General features: G+C 42.8%; 14 protein-coding genes and 1 tRNA gene. 5 read left to right on the forward strand and 10 right to left on the reverse strand.

Annotated elements, in window-relative coordinates; translation table 11 throughout:
- The first annotated feature begins 4 nt into the window (after positions 1-4).
- Positions 5-688, forward strand: coding sequence for a lipoyl(octanoyl) transferase LipB (gene lipB, locus DXA54_RS20210; RefSeq protein WP_004306283.1), 684 nt, complete (start codon positions 5-7; stop codon positions 686-688).
- Here the strand turns inward: lipB and DXA54_RS20215 are convergent.
- The 7 genes from DXA54_RS20215 to DXA54_RS20245 form a co-directional block, all read right to left on the reverse strand.
- The gene (locus DXA54_RS20215; protein WP_120080535.1) at positions 645-1562 is read right to left on the reverse strand and encodes a PorV/PorQ family protein; all 918 of its coding nucleotides are present in this window, start codon (positions 1560-1562) and stop codon (positions 645-647) included. The two genes, lipB and DXA54_RS20215, sit on opposite strands and share 44 nt — an antisense overlap.
- A 2-nt stretch (positions 1563-1564) precedes the next feature.
- Positions 1565-3121, reverse strand: a complete 1557-nt coding sequence (locus DXA54_RS20220; protein WP_120080537.1) for an N-acetylmuramoyl-L-alanine amidase-like domain-containing protein — start codon at positions 3119-3121, stop codon at positions 1565-1567.
- A gap of 6 nt (positions 3122-3127) precedes the next feature.
- Entirely contained in the window at positions 3128-5116 is a 1989-nt protein-coding gene (locus DXA54_RS20225; RefSeq protein ID WP_004300419.1) for an OPT family oligopeptide transporter, read from the reverse strand.
- Positions 5117-5221: 105 nt separating this feature from the next.
- Positions 5222-5617, reverse strand: coding sequence for a DUF1573 domain-containing protein (locus DXA54_RS20230; RefSeq protein ID WP_004300420.1), 396 nt, complete (start codon positions 5615-5617; stop codon positions 5222-5224).
- A 97-nt stretch (positions 5618-5714) separates the two neighbouring features.
- Positions 5715-6314: a DUF4923 family protein gene (locus DXA54_RS20235; RefSeq protein WP_032852599.1), complete on the reverse strand. Its 600-nt coding sequence runs from the start codon at positions 6312-6314 to the stop codon at positions 5715-5717.
- An 8-nt stretch (positions 6315-6322) separates the two neighbouring features.
- The gene (gene yihA, locus DXA54_RS20240) at positions 6323-6928 is read right to left on the reverse strand and encodes a ribosome biogenesis GTP-binding protein YihA/YsxC (protein WP_008647306.1); all 606 of its coding nucleotides are present in this window, start codon (positions 6926-6928) and stop codon (positions 6323-6325) included.
- A gap of 124 nt (positions 6929-7052) precedes the next feature.
- On the reverse strand, positions 7053-8507 hold the full coding sequence (locus DXA54_RS20245; protein ID WP_008647307.1) for a sodium:solute symporter: 1455 nt from the start codon (positions 8505-8507) through the stop codon (positions 7053-7055).
- A 91-nt stretch (positions 8508-8598) separates the two neighbouring features.
- Here DXA54_RS20245 and recR point away from each other — a divergent pair, with 91 nt between their 5' ends.
- From recR to DXA54_RS20260, 3 genes are read left to right on the forward strand one after another with little or no spacing between them, the layout of a single operon-like run.
- Positions 8599-9216: a recombination mediator RecR gene (recR, locus tag DXA54_RS20250; protein WP_004306273.1), complete on the forward strand. Its 618-nt coding sequence runs from the start codon at positions 8599-8601 to the stop codon at positions 9214-9216.
- Between the two features lie 26 nt (positions 9217-9242).
- Positions 9243-9701, forward strand: a complete 459-nt coding sequence (locus DXA54_RS20255) for a hypothetical protein (protein WP_008647308.1) — start codon at positions 9243-9245, stop codon at positions 9699-9701.
- Complete coding sequence (locus DXA54_RS20260) at positions 9698-10234, forward strand: GNAT family N-acetyltransferase (protein ID WP_004326972.1); 537 nt, start codon at positions 9698-9700, stop codon at positions 10232-10234. The genes DXA54_RS20255 and DXA54_RS20260 overlap by 4 nt, the downstream gene beginning before the upstream one ends.
- 4 nt (positions 10235-10238) lie before the next feature.
- Here DXA54_RS20260 and DXA54_RS20265 read toward each other — a convergent pair whose 3' ends face one another.
- The gene (locus DXA54_RS20265) at positions 10239-10829 is read right to left on the reverse strand and encodes a YqgE/AlgH family protein (RefSeq protein ID WP_004300427.1); all 591 of its coding nucleotides are present in this window, start codon (positions 10827-10829) and stop codon (positions 10239-10241) included.
- 94 nt (positions 10830-10923) lie between these two features.
- Complete coding sequence (locus DXA54_RS20270) at positions 10924-12240, reverse strand: aminotransferase class I/II-fold pyridoxal phosphate-dependent enzyme (protein WP_120080539.1); 1317 nt, start codon at positions 12238-12240, stop codon at positions 10924-10926.
- 152 nt (positions 12241-12392) lie between these two features.
- Here DXA54_RS20270 and DXA54_RS20275 point away from each other — a divergent pair.
- A tRNA-Asp gene (locus tag DXA54_RS20275) sits at positions 12393-12466 on the forward strand.
- 73 nt (positions 12467-12539) lie between these two features.
- Here the strand turns inward: DXA54_RS20275 and DXA54_RS20280 are convergent.
- Entirely contained in the window at positions 12540-13544 is a 1005-nt protein-coding gene (locus DXA54_RS20280) for a beta-ketoacyl-ACP synthase III (protein WP_004300429.1), read from the reverse strand.
- Between the last annotated feature and the right edge of the window lie 396 nt (positions 13545-13940).

Below are 13940 nucleotides of genomic sequence, written 5' to 3' on the forward strand. Positions count from 1 at the left end.
TTTTATGAAAACAGTTTTTATTGATTGGAATTTGATACCATACGCCGAAGCATGGCAACGGCAGACAGAATGGTTTGATAACATTGTCCGGGCAAAAGTTCAGGGCGAGAGTTATGAAAACCGTATTGTGATGTGCGAACATCCTCATGTTTATACATTAGGACGTAGCGGGAAAGAAAATAATATGTTGTTGAGTGATGAACAATTGAAAGCAATTGATGCCACCCTTTATCATATTGATCGGGGAGGGGACATTACTTATCATGGTCCGGGACAACTGGTGTGCTATCCGATATTAAACCTGGAAGAATTTCAGTTAGGATTGAAAGAGTACGTTCATTTGCTGGAAGAAGCGGTGATTCGGGTATGTGCTTCTTATGGCATTGAAGCCGGACGTTTGGAGAAAGCGACAGGAGTCTGGTTGGAAGGTGATACGCCTCGTGCACGTAAGATTTGTGCTATCGGAGTGAGGAGCAGTCATTATGTCACGATGCATGGACTGGCTCTGAATGTAAATACCGATTTACGTTATTTCAGTTATATCCACCCTTGCGGATTTATAGATAAAGGCGTCACTTCTCTTCGTCAGGAATTAAAGCACGATGTGCCGATGGACGAAGTGAAGCAACGCCTCGAAGAGGAGCTTAGAAAACTATTCCAACTCCCAGTTGCCAAGTGCGGCGCATAAAGCAATCTTTATCAGCCAAGGCATAAGAGAAGTCTGCACGTATCGGCCAGAAGTTTATTCCGCAGCCTAGAGTGCCGTAGTTGCCCACTCCTTTATCTTTGTCTCCGAAATGATATCCCGCACGGACAACACCATATTTCAGGAAATTATATTCGGCTCCTATGCCAGCCTGGAGATGACGGATTTCAGAGGGGAGCAGATAGTTGAAGTCGAGAGCCACCTGCAAACGGTTTTCTATGCTGAATGGCAGGTCGATTGTACCTCCCAATCCTAATCTGGCGGGTAACTTTTGTCCGTCCAGCTTTTTGCCTATGTTGGCAGCTTGGAAACCAATGCTCCAGGAAGCCATTTCGTCCAATAGAGCCATATTGCGATAGTAGGTCGCGCCGAAGTCCAGACAAACGCTATTCTTGCTGTCTGCGCTTTCCGCGGCTTTGGCTTGCAGGTATCTGAACGTTAATGAAAGAGACAGATTTTTGGCTATATTTCTGAAATAAGCAGCTTCTAAGTCCCATGCGTGAGAGCGGTAATCGAGCACCTTGGGATCTTTGAAATGCCGGAAACCTACAGCAAATCCATGTATGCCTTCCCTTCCGATCCGGTAGAAAAGAGAGGCGCTATGTAGCGCATAATCTTGGTTGATCTTAGCGTATGAATAACTCGCACCCATCACTTCTTGTGAGAAAGCGATGGTAGAAGCATTATGAAAAATAGCTGTACTACCGTTATCGGTGGTAGCTAATCCTGTACCTGCCATACCTGCCGATTGGGCGTCCGGAGTAAGTTCCAGAAAATAGGCGCTTGCCATTTCTTGTGCTCCCAGCAAAGTGGGGAATAAGCACGAGGCGAGAAGGAAATGTTTTACTCGTTTCATAATCAGTTATTTTTAGAGTGAGACATCCGGACAACACGTATGCCTGTCCACGATTTATTGTTGTTTAGCATGTGATTGAGAGGTTCATCGCTGACAACTACTTTTCCCAATGTAGAAGAAGCGTGCAGCAGGTGCAGTTTTCCCTCTTTATATTCTGCTATTCCCACATGAGCAATGTCCAGTCCGGGCATCTTCGTTGTAATAGCAATAATGTCTCCATTCATGATCCAGGGCAATCCGGCTTCCGGCAGTTCGCTTTTCGGCAACCAATGTACGACTTTTCCGGAGATTGCTTTTTCATATTCGGCCATTTGTCGTACATTTTCCGGCGAATCAGCCAATTTTTTATATTGCCTGGGATGGGTAGACATATACGAAAGAGAGATTTTCTGGGTATGCGCACTGTTTTTGGCAGTAATATCGGTGAGGAATCCGTGACGAATTCCGTTTTCTATCCATTCGGAAGTATAATGCAATCGGGAAGGATAACCGTTGATGATGCCGTCCCGATAACGTATTTTTTGCAGATTGTCGGCAAAGGAAGAACCGAGTGCCTGTGCCAACGTGTATTCTACGAAAGTGAGGCAATCTACGGCATCGGTCCGGATCACTAATGATTCTTCTCCGTCTTGATCTAATGTGTTAGCCACGTATTTAGTTCCCAGGTAAGATTTCCCGATTCGTAACATGGGTTCGGGATTTTCCGGGAATACAACGCCGTCGCGCAACCATTTCTCCAACTCCTGTGTCCATTGTTGCTTATATTTAAAATGATCCTGAAATCCCCAGCCATGTCCTCCGGTAGGATAAACATGGAGAGTTGCCGGAACCTTGTTTTTTTGTAAAGCGAGGTAATAGTTCACTCCGTGATAAGGTGCTACGGAAGGGTCGTCGGAGGTAAGAGCGATAAATGCTTGTGGAGTATCGGGCGTTACTTGCAATTCGGCAGAGAACTTCTGTATTTGTTCCATTGTGGGATTTTTGCCAAGCAATGCAGCTCTGGTATTTCCCCGGGTGACTTGCATCATCGTAACTACCGGATAAAGTAATATCTGAAAGTCCGGACGTGTTTCCGAATTGTAGTGAGTGGCGAGTGTAGCAGTTAAATGCCCTCCCGCAGAGGCTCCCATTAATCCTACCTTGTAAGGATCGACATTCCATTCTTTGGCATGTTGGCGTACCATGCGAATGGCTTGTTCGGCGTCTGATACGGGGACTTCCCAATGTCCGTTCGGCATCCGGTATTTTAATACCATATAGGTAATACCTTGTCCGCAGAACCAGGGGGCCATATCATACCCCTCTCCATCCATACCCAGTCCACGATAACCGCCTCCGGGACACATGATAATAGCCATTCCATTCGGCTTTTCCGGATGGTAGACCGTCAGGGTGGGATGCGTGACATTCGTGACAAAATGAGGGCGCGTTTCCTGCTCTTCTCCGGTTAGTCCACTGGAGTTGGGAGCACCGTCGGGCCACAAAGGTAGCTCGACGGGCTGCTGCGCAAATGATATGGCAGTTACAAGTGATACTATAATGGATAATAGTCTCCTCATAATGATTTATTTAACTTTCATTGAAGCCTTTATAAAGTAAAGAATCAGTAAGGCATACGCTCCTAATGCCAACACTTCTGACCAAGTATTGTTCAACCATGCCTCATTAACCAGATTGATTCCACCAAAGCGCATCGCGGCACTGATTACTCCCATCAATGCACCTCCGGCAATGAAACCGGATGCCAGTAAAGTTCCTTTTTCACCTCTTTCCGTATTCAGAGATGCATCTTTGCTACGTGTTGTAACAAACCAATTCACTGCTCCACCCACTACCAGCGGCACATTCAGTTCCAACGGAATAAACATACCCAATGCGAAAGCTAATGCAGGAATTTTACAAAGAGTCAGAATAATAGCTAAGACAGCCCCAATACCATATAACAACCAGGGTGCACCTACACCACTCATCAGCGGTTCGATAACGGCCGCCATCGCATTTGCTTGCGGAGCAGCCAGTGCGCCACTTGTAAATCCGTATGTCTTATTCAGGATAATCATTACACCGCCTACTGTTGCAGCCGATACGATTGTTCCCAAGAACTTCCATGTTTCCTGTTTGGCAGGCGTGCTTCCGAGCCAGTAACCAATCTTCAAGTCGGTGATAAAACCTCCTGCCATCGATAGTGCGGTACATACTACACCACCCATTACCAATGCGGCAACCATGCCCGAAGGACCTTTCAGTCCGACAGCTACCATCACTACGGAAGCCAAAATCAGTGTCATCAATGTCATTCCCGAAACCGGATTAGTACCAACAATCGCAATGGCATTAGCTGCTACTGTGGTGAACAGGAAAGAGATACCGGCAACCAGAACAATGGCTACCAATGTATGCAACAGATTCCCTTGCATGACATCAAGGTAGAAGAATAATACGATTAAGATCAGTGTGATGATGGAACCGATGGCGATAATCTTCATGGAAAGATCCCGTTGGGTACGGATAATGCTCTTCTCTACATTCCCTTTACCGCCCATCTCTTTGGCTGCCAGTCCGACAGCGCTCTTGATGATGCTCCAGGAACGGATAATACCGATCACACCCGCCATAGCGATACCGCCGATACCGATGCTCTTGGCATAATATTTGAATATTTCTTCCGGACTCATCATACCTACGGTAGAGGTGATTTCCGGATTCCATGCATTCAGTACACTGTCACCCCAGATAGCAGACATTCCCGGAATGATAATCCACCACACAGCCAATGAACCGGCACAAATGATGGAAGCATATTTCAGTCCGACGATATATCCCAAACCAAGCACGGCGGCACCGGTGTTTACCTTGAATACCAATTTTGCCTTTTCTGCCAGCATTTCTCCGGCACTACAAACACGGGTGGTAAAGTTCTCGTTCCACCATCCGAATGTCGCTACGATGAAGTCATATAATCCGCCGATCATACCTGCCATCAATAACGGTTTGGCCTGACTGCCGCCTTTTTCGCCGGAGATCAACACCTGTGTAGTGGCTGTTGCTTCCGGGAAAGGATATTTTCCATGCATGTCGCTGACGAAGTATTTACGGAAAGGGATCAGGAATAGAATACCCAATACGCCACCCAATAAAGAGCTGATGAATACCTGCATGAAGGTAACCGTCATCTCGGGATATTTAGCTTGGAGAATATAAAGAGCGGGGAGGGTGAAGATTGCTCCGGCAACGATTACTCCGGAACAAGCTCCGATAGACTGGATAATCACATTTTCACCCAACGCATTTTTTCTTTTGGCAGCTCCGGAAACTCCTACGGCAATGATCGCAATTGGAATAGCTGCTTCAAATACCTGTCCGACCTTCAATCCCAGATAGGCAGCGGCGGCCGAAAAAAGGATTGCCATGGCAATACCCCATGCTACTGACCAGATATTAACTTCCGGATAATTTTTAGAGGGACCCATCAACGGGTTGTACACTTCCCCGGGTTTCAACTCTCTGAACGCATTCTCGGGTAACCCGGTGAATTTGTCTTCTTCTTGTTTCATAGTTTTTATAATTTGCTAATGTGTTAATTTACATTTCCGTCCTCAAAGTAAACAAAAAAAAAGGAGAACCGAAAGATTCTCCTTTATGTAATAGTCTATTTTTTCCTACTTTGCATCTTTTGCCGTCATATCGCCTTCGATATACAATCTTACCATCTCTGTTTTGGCGTTGGTACGCAAGGTGATTGATTTTTTGAAATGTCCCGGATATTTGCCTGTTCCGTTATAAGTTACCTTGATTGTTCCCTTTTTGCCCGGCATGATGGGCTCCTTTGTATATTCGGGTACTGTACATCCGCAAGAGGCTACCGCCTGATGGATCACCAGAGGGGCATCGCCGATATTAGTAAAGGTAAATGTGCAACTGACAACCGGGCTGTTTTCAGAAAACTTACCGAAATCGTGAGTTGTTTTGTCAAACTTGATATCTGCATTTGTTTGCGCAAATGCAAAGCTTACGCCCATTACTAACAGGGTCATTAAAAAAAGTATCTTTTTCATTTTTCCTTCTCTTTTTGATTACAAACGACAAAGATAATGCTTTTCCCCTAAAATATACTTTATGGAGTGCGAAATAGTATTAAACGATTCTCTTTTGCTATTTTGAGAGTTGGAATCCGAGCATCATTCCATCGTAATTTTCGGCCAGTGAACTAACTGTTTTCAGTGCGGTACTGCTACTTTTGCTGCCGATGAAAGCCATTAATTTCAACAGTTTGTCCGAGTTGAACAGTAACTCCAGTGAACTGGAACTGCAATTTACTTTAGCGTGCAGATTCAGAAGTTTCAAATACTTCAAATCAACTTGTTTGGTTGAAGCATTGTAGGAGTAAGTGCCTTTCAATGTTTTCTTGCCCACCGTGCTGGTGAAAGTACTGTCGGCATTGAAAGTGAAACTCATTTGGCCGTCTTTAATACCTATTTTGCTTAATTGTTCGTTCAGCTTATTTTCAGCCATAGTGGCTGCGGCAGCTCCGCCTGCTTTCATTAGTAAGTTATCCGATTCGAACTCTACGGCCGAACCTTTGTAGTTCCATGTTCCGGTCATGTCGATAGATTCGGTGGTTCCGGTGATGGCATTCACTACTTTTGAAATGTTGTCCTTATTAAATAAGTCGGACCATGATTGTGCCTGGCTGTTAGTCGCCATCAGCATAAATACTGCCATAAAGGCAATGGATAAAAAACTCTTTTTCATTCTTCTTTTCATTTTATATTGAGATCCTTGTTTATGTTTTCTATGTAGTTGAGTATTTCCATACGTCCCATGCGGTCTTCCGAGGAAGAAACGAAGTGAGGAGGGAGCTCTTCCCATTGTTTACTCAACTCACGTAAATAGGCATTGATATTCATTTTTAAACGTCCACCTTTGAGTTTATCGGCTTTGGTAAAGATGATAGAGAAGGGGATACCGTTCTCGCCCAGCCATTCCATAAACTCAAGGTCTATTTTTTGAGGTTCCAGCCGGCTGTCTATCAGGACAAAGAGATTAGTCATTTGCTCTCGTTCCAGAATGTAGTCTTCAATTATGGTATGTATCTGGTCTTTTCCTTTCTGTCCGCGTCGGGCGTAGCCATATCCCGGAAGGTCGACGAGATACCAATTCTTATTGATAAGGAAGTGGTTGATTAACATCGTTTTTCCCGGAGTAGAGGAGGTCATGGCCAGACCTTTACGACTGGTCAACATATTGATAAGACTTGATTTACCCACATTCGAACGGCCTATAAAGGCATATTCCGGGAAAATACCGGCTGGGCATTTCTTCACGTCCGTATTGCTAATCACAAATTCAGCACTTGTTATTTCCATTTTCTTGTCATTTATTTCTTTGTAAAATCGTTTATAATAAACTTGTTCATTGTTTATAATAAACTATTGCGCAGTTTATAATAAACTCTGCCATTATTTATTATAAACTTCGGAGTACCTGTTTTCATGGTACTTTCAGCGTTTTCCCTTTTTTAGACATACAAATTAACCCCGCAAAGGTAAGCGTTCCATTTAACATTAGCAATTCATAACCGAATTTATATCCGGTTTCTTTTCCAATCCACCAGTCGGCAAGATAGCAGATCAGTGGTGAAAGGATGGCTATGAGAGGAACCCACCGGTCATTCGTTTGCCTGCGTGTAAAAAGTCCGAAAGCAAACATTCCAAGCAGGGGACCGTATGTGTAGGAGGCGATGATATATATGGCGTCAATAACGCTCTTATTATTAAGTATTTCTACCAGGCAGATGAAGAATGCCAATAAGACTGATAGCGATAAATGCACTTTGTCTCTTTTGCGACGTGCCGTTTCTTCTGTGTCTTTTTCCGTATTTAGCAGATCTACGCATACACTGGTTGTCATGGCTGTCAGGGCGGAATCCGAGTTGCTGAAAGCTGCTGCGATAATACCGATTGTAAAAAGTACCAATACGGATTGTCCCAGATAACCTTGGGCTGCAAACATGGACAGTATATCATCATTCATGGCTGGCAGTTCGAGTTGCATTTGTCCCGCTAGTGCTATCAATAGAATTCCCAAGCATAGAAAAAGAAAATTTAGCGGAATGAATGAGAAACCGTAGCAATACATGTTTTTTTGTGCTTCCCGGAGGTTCCGGCAAGAAAGATTCTTTTGCATCATATCCTGATCCAGTCCGGTCATTACGATGACGATGAAGATACCGCTGAAGAACTGTTTGAAGAAGTTCTGTCGGGATACCCAGTCGTCAAATACAAAAATACGGCTATGTTCGCTGTTTTGGATTGTTTGCACAATGCCACTGAAGTTAAGGTCTAATTTTTGGATCGTAAAATAGATGATAAAAATCAGAGCGGCAATCAGGCAAAATGTTTGTAAGGTATCTGTCCACACAATGGTCTTTATTCCGCTTTTATGAGTATATATCCATACCAATGCAACCGAACCGACAGCAATCAGCCAAAAGGGAACGTGCATTTCTTGGAATACATACGTATGGAGAATAAGGCATACCAGATAAAGTTTGGCTGCGGTTCCCAACATGCGTGACAGCAGAAAGAAAAAGGAACCGGTGCGATAGGCGCGCACTCCGATGCGGGTGCCGAGATATCCGTAGATGCTTGTCAGATTCAACTTATAATATAAAGGAAGTAAGATATGGGCTACGACCATGTATCCGAAGAAAAATCCGAGTACCGTTTGCATATACGTCATATCCATTCCGCGCACCATTCCCGGTACAGAGACGAAAGTGACTCCGGAGATAGAGGCGCCAATCATTCCAAAAGAGACTATATACCAAGGTGATTGGTTCTCTCCCTTGAAGAACGCTGCATTCGATCCTCCCTTACGTCCGGTGATACGGGCTATTAGTAATAATACCGCGAAGTAGCAAAGAATAGTGACTAGTATCATCATAACAGATGCAAAGGTAGCAATTTTTGTAGGTATTAAAAACAATAATCTGTATCTTTGCAAGGTTTTATCGATAGAACAGCAAATATTATCTATGAACCAACAATATCCTTCTATACTGCTTGAAAAGGCAGTCGGCGAATTTTCCAAACTTCCGGGTATCGGGCGTAAGACGGCTATGAGGCTTGTTCTACATCTGCTCCGTCAGGATACGGCTACGGTGGAAGCTTTCGGAAATTCTATCATAACGTTGAAACGTGAGGTGAAATACTGCAAAGTGTGTCATAATATATCCGATACTGAAACTTGCCAGATTTGTGCTAATCCGCAACGGGATGCTTCCACTGTCTGTGTGGTGGAAAATATCCGTGATGTAATGGCGGTGGAGGCAACCCAGCAGTATCGCGGGCTTTATCATGTTTTGGGTGGGGTTATTTCTCCAATGGACGGAGTCGGACCGAGTGACCTTCAAATTGAAAGCCTGGTGCAGCGGGTGGCTGAAGGTGGAATCAAAGAAGTTATTCTGGCGTTGAGCACCACGATGGAGGGCGATACTACCAACTTCTATATCTATCGCAAGCTGGATAAACTAGGGGTTAAACTAAGTGTGATAGCTCGTGGCATATCAGTTGGTGATGAACTTGAATATGCCGATGAAGTGACTTTAGGACGCAGCATTGTGAATCGGACGCTTTTTACCGGAACTGTATAATCATTATTAATCATTTAAGAACGAACATGGAAGAACAGATAAGACGAGCTGTCAGAAATTTGAATATCAGTTATGTTTTCTTTTGGGTACTCCCGGCATTTTTGCTTGGGGCAGGAGAGTTTGAACTCTTTCCCGTAGGAGGTTTGGTAGATAACGCACCGGCTATCTACTATTTTGAGACGGTCGGCATTTTGCTCACTGCTTTATGTGTGCCTCTTTCTCTCAAATTATTTAGCTTGGTGCTTAAGAAAAAGATAGATCACATGACTATCACGCTTGCCTTGAAGCGATATGTGCAATGGAACATTGTTCGCTTGGGAGTGCTTGAAGTAGCTATTGTAGTGAACCTTTTGTGTTACTACCTGACGTTGAGCAGTACGGGTAACCTCTGTATGCTGATTGGCCTCACGGCGTCACTTTTCTGCCTGCCCAGCGAGAAGAGATTGCGTAACGAACTTCACATTGCAAAAGAAGAAAAGTTATGAGACAGTCTTTCTTAATGAACGAACGTATTTATCTTCGTGCAGTAGAACCGGAAGATATGGACATTATGTACGAGATGGAAAATGACCCTTCCATGTGGGACATCAGTAACTTTACGGTTCCATACTCCCGTTACGTGTTGCGCCAATATATTGAAGGTTCACAGTGTGATGTGTTTGCGGATAAGCAATTACGTCTGATGATGGTACGCAAATCCGACCAGTGTATCCTTGGTACGATTGATATTACGGATTTCGTTCCCCTTCATTCGCGGGGAGAAGTCGGAATTGCCGTTCATAAGGATTATCGGCAACAAGGTTATGCCACCGACGCACTGAAGCTACTTTGTGAATACGCTTTTGATTTTCTGTCTTTAAGTCAGCTTTATGCGCATGTCACGACAGATAATGACGTTTGTGTAAAGCTGTTCACGTCTTGTGGCTTCGTTCAATGCGGATTATTGAAAAACTGGCTGCAAGTGGAGGGCTGCTACAAAGATGCATTGCTTCTCCAATGTTTGAATCCTAAGAAATAAAATATTAGTTGAGAGTAGGCACTTGCGGGAAGCGTGACCACGTTTCGTACTTGCTGCCTAGCTTCTCTAAAGCAGTCCGCCACATATCCTTGATATTGTTTTTCATCAGATATGATTTTTCTTCTTCAGACACCAGCCATGTGTTTTCTCTGATTTCGTTATTTAACTGTTCGCTATCCCAACCGGAATATCCCAAGAAGAAACGAATGCATTCACTGATTTTATTCCCTTGTAATATATATTTCTTTATTTCATCAAAATCTCCATTCAGATAAAGCCCTTTACTGATAGAAATGGATCCGGGGATATCAGATAATGTGTGGAGATAAAATAGGGTATCAGTGGCAATAGGTCCACCTTTGTATAGAGGAATCTCATCCAGGTATTTAAATTCCATGATGATATCGTTAAGGAACAATGGCAGTTGCTTGTTGATAACCAATCCCATACTTCCTTCATCCGTATGATCGACCAGTAAAATTACGGATCTGCCAAACGTTGCGTCACGTAGAAAAGGTTCTGATATTAAAATCCTTCCTCTCGATGGCAACACATTATTCGATTGAATCTTAAATATGTCAGAGTCGATATTCATGCCACTAAAGTAAGAAAAAAAACGGAATAACAATCGTTCTTTCCGTTTTTTTTCATTTTAAGAATGGCTTTTATGAATATCTTATGTCAAATAATCAGGCTATCGGATGATTTTCAGCAAATAGTTTCATTCTTTCATCCAGTTGAGCATATTGGTGGTCTTTAATGAAAGAGGTACACGCGCGCAATCCTTCCTGATGGCTTCCTGTAGTTACTAATGAGATAGCGCTGACTCCGTAGTACATCAATTCTTTCGCCAGTTCGCCACTGGTTATTCCCGGATAACCGATGGTGAAATAAAATCCGTCTGCAATCGGCTCGCCCAGATCGTTGTCATATACCAGATGAAAACCGTGACGGAGGAAGATTTCTTTTAATTTCCGTGCTCTTTCACCGTATATCTTCACTTCGTTGAGGAAATTATATTGTCCTTCGTTGGCAGCTTTCAGCATGGCGGCCATGGCGAACTGTGCAGAATGACTAGTTCCTGAAGAAAGCGCATAAAGCACACGGTGAATGAAAACCGTTCCGAAAGTTCCGCCACCATATCGTTTGGTCAGTCCTGGATAGCTTCGGTGGTATAGTTTATCAGAGATACAACTTACCCCAATACGTTGCCCGGCGTAGCTGAATGCTTTTGAGCCGGAAATCAGCAATACGTAATTGTCCGTATAATGGGCAACTGATGGCTGGAAAGGAGGTTGATACGGTTTACTTAAATCTTGGCGGAAGTCCATGGCAAAATAAGCCAAATCCTCCAGAACAATCACATCATACAGTGTTGCCAATTCACCGATAATCCTCAATTCTTCTTCTTTCAGGCAAATCCAGCTGGGATTATTGGGATTTGAATAAATGATGGCTGATATATTTCCTTTTTTCAGATAGCTTTCCAGTTTCTCTTTCAGTTTTTCTCCGCGGTAGTCATACACATCAAATGTTTCAAACTTTTGCCCCATTACAACCAACTGCTGTTTCTGTACCGGAAACCCTGGATCGATAAACAAAATCGTATCTTTCTTTTCGTCACATTGGCTGCAAGTAAGAAATGAAGCGAATGTACCTTGCATGGAACCAGTGACAGGCACACAACCTTCCGGACTTAAATCTACGTTGATGAATGCTTTGATAAAGTTGGATGCCTCTTTCTTTAGTTCCGGCAATCCGTTGATGTCGGGATATAGACTGGCAATGCCATTTTGTAATGCTTCAATTTCCGCTTTCACGCCTACAGCGGAAGGAGGAAGTCCCGGAACACCCATTTCCATTTTGATAAATTCAACTCCCGATGCTGTTTCTGCTTTTGAAGCAATAGCTTTCACTTCACGAATGGTAGCTTTGGAAAAATCGACAATTTGAAACTCATTGATGGTTTCGTCAATCAGATGTCGTTCAATTGGTGTATTTTTCATTCTATTTTCTATTTTATTAGTAGCTGCAAATGTACACGATAATTCTTAATAAACCCACTTTTTCAGAAAAAAGATACTGAAGCTATTGCAGGTTTCAAAAAAATATCTACCTTTGCATCCGCAATCGAGAGAGATGCTAAAGTGAATATTTTGGTGCGTTAGTTCAGTTGGTTAGAATACATGCCTGTCACGCATGGGGTCACGGGTTCGAGTCCCGTACGCACCGCATTAGGAAATAAAAAATCCTCTGATTTACTGAAAATCAGAGGATTTTTTATTTTGAAGATAGCGAATAATCGCTATCTCTTTTTTCCATCATATCCCCATTTCACATAGATGGCTCCCCATGCAAATCCTGCTCCAAATGCAGTAAGAATTAGGTTATCTCCTTTTTTGAATTTATCTTCAAAATCCCAGAGGCAGAGTGGGAGAGTGCCGGCACTAGTGTTACCGTATCGTTCGATGTTGACCATGACCTTTTCGACAGGAACTTCCAAACGTTGTGTTACGGCGGTGATAATACGTTGATTAGCCTGATGAGGAATTACCCAGTCGATGTTTTCTTTGCTTAGATGGTTTCTTGCAATGATAGATTCACAGGCATCAGCCATGTTGGATACTGCATATTTGAATACAGTACGTCCTTCCTGATAGATATAATGCATTTGATTATCCAATGTATAATAAGAAGGAGTACATATAGAGCCACCCGCTTTAATGTGCAAAAAAGGCAATCCTTTACCATCTGTTCTTAACACAGCATCCATAATGCCAAAATCTTCAGTAGTAGGTTCAAGCATGACAGCTGCTCCGCCATCACCGAAAATCGGACAAGTTGCCCGGTCGGCATAATTTATTATTGACGACATCTTTTCAGCGCCTACAACTACCACTTTCTTGTAATTTCCAGAACGGATAAAATTGGCTCCAGTCTCCAGTGCATATAAAAAACCGCTGCAAACAGCTTGCATGTCAAAAGCAAAAGCTCTTTTCAGTCCCAGTCTTTCACATAAAATAGAAGCCGTGGAAGGAAAGCGGTAGTCAGGGGTTGTTGTAGCTACAATTATCAGATCAATATCATCCGGATTTGTTCGGGTGCGTTTTATTAACTGTTTGACAGCTTTACGAGCTATGTAAGAAGTTCCCAGTCCTTCCTCTTTCAAAATACGTCTTTCCTTAATACCAATACGCCCCATAATCCATTCGTCGGTAGTATCTACCATTTTGGAAATCTCATCATTGGTCAAGATGTAATCGGGTACATATCCTCCGACTCCTGTAATTACTGCGTTTATTTTTTCCATTCGTTTTATCTAGTTTTGGTAAATTGAATAAGGAGGTTCATTCGAAAATCAAAAATGCGGGCGCAAATATATGGAAAAGAGACCGAATTCCAATAGTAGTTTGTGAAACTGTAGCCTTTTTAATTAATAAAAAGGAATATTTGACCAAATTTTGTCTAAATTTTTAGCAGGCAATTTTTGTTTAAATGAATGAGTTGTTGTAAATAATTGATTCATAGGTAATTGTGAATGTTGCTCCGGTATTGCTAACTACGAAGTTTGTCAAACAACTCGTCATTGTATAAAGATGACTTATTGGTTAGAGACTATTTAAATTTTATGCAAATCATATTTTCGCTTCCTTTCTTGTCTTGCAGGTTCAAGATTTTCTTGATGACTTGCAAATGTGTGTTCTTC

Origin of the sequence: Bacteroides sp. OF03-11BH, from assembly GCF_003604005.1 — a bacterium.
Lineage (GTDB): Bacteria > Bacteroidota > Bacteroidia > Bacteroidales > Bacteroidaceae > Bacteroides > Bacteroides ovatus.

Bases quoted from the DNA above. Each gene is read 5' to 3' on its own strand.
- DXA54_RS20215 (WP_120080535.1), bottom strand. From the start codon at position 1,562: ATGAAACGAGTAAAACATTTCCTTCTCGCCTCGTGCTTATTCCCCACT.
- lipB (WP_004306283.1), top strand. From the start codon at position 5: ATGAAAACAGTTTTTATTGATTGGAATTTGATACCATACGCCGAAGCA.
- DXA54_RS20265 (WP_004300427.1), bottom strand. From the start codon at position 10,829: ATGAATATCGACTCTGACATATTTAAGATTCAATCGAATAATGTGTTG.
- recR (WP_004306273.1), top strand. From the start codon at position 8,599: ATGAACCAACAATATCCTTCTATACTGCTTGAAAAGGCAGTCGGCGAA.
- DXA54_RS20260 (WP_004326972.1), top strand. From the start codon at position 9,698: ATGAGACAGTCTTTCTTAATGAACGAACGTATTTATCTTCGTGCAGTA.
- DXA54_RS20245 (WP_008647307.1), bottom strand. From the start codon at position 8,507: ATGATGATACTAGTCACTATTCTTTGCTACTTCGCGGTATTATTACTA.
- DXA54_RS20230 (WP_004300420.1), bottom strand. From the start codon at position 5,617: ATGAAAAAGATACTTTTTTTAATGACCCTGTTAGTAATGGGCGTAAGC.
- DXA54_RS20255 (WP_008647308.1), top strand. From the start codon at position 9,243: ATGGAAGAACAGATAAGACGAGCTGTCAGAAATTTGAATATCAGTTAT.
- DXA54_RS20235 (WP_032852599.1), bottom strand. From the start codon at position 6,314: ATGAAAAAGAGTTTTTTATCCATTGCCTTTATGGCAGTATTTATGCTG.
- DXA54_RS20270 (WP_120080539.1), bottom strand. From the start codon at position 12,240: ATGAAAAATACACCAATTGAACGACATCTGATTGACGAAACCATCAAT.
- DXA54_RS20225 (WP_004300419.1), bottom strand. From the start codon at position 5,116: ATGAAACAAGAAGAAGACAAATTCACCGGGTTACCCGAGAATGCGTTC.
- DXA54_RS20280 (WP_004300429.1), bottom strand. From the start codon at position 13,544: ATGGAAAAAATAAACGCAGTAATTACAGGAGTCGGAGGATATGTACCC.
- DXA54_RS20220 (WP_120080537.1), bottom strand. From the start codon at position 3,121: ATGAGGAGACTATTATCCATTATAGTATCACTTGTAACTGCCATATCA.
- yihA (WP_008647306.1), bottom strand. From the start codon at position 6,928: ATGGAAATAACAAGTGCTGAATTTGTGATTAGCAATACGGACGTGAAG.